Raw genomic sequence first — 279 nt, 5'->3', positions numbered from 1 at the left:
GATAAGCCGGGAGCCTGCGCGCGACTTCGGCTACAGTCATCCCAGCCGACGCGATGCGTCGCATGAGGGGAGACACTGACAATGGATGAGTCCGGGTTCGTCGCAGCCGAGCCGTCGAACGCCGAGGTCCCAGCGACCCAGCCGGTTCAGCGACCGCCGTTCAGTCGGCTCGCGATCTGGGGCTTCGTGATCTCCTGCGTCAGTCTGTTCGTGTTCGGCTTCATCGGTGCGCTCGGAGCAGCGCTGTGCGGCCGCGGGTTCCGGGCCGCGGCGCAAGGC

The 279-nt window shown here is 67.7% G+C and carries 1 protein-coding gene; it reads left to right on the top strand.

The features are described from left to right. Positions 1-81: 81 nt before the first annotated feature. Positions 82-279, top strand: a 198-nt coding sequence (locus AC1RPR_RS08780; protein WP_481763568.1) for a hypothetical protein, incomplete at its 3' end; no start/stop codon positions are given.

This window comes from Dellaglioa sp. CoH-57-MRSF-22 (assembly GCF_056781895.1).
Note: the sequence above shows the minus strand (reverse complement) of the source record. Positions and strands in the feature narration are given on the sequence as shown.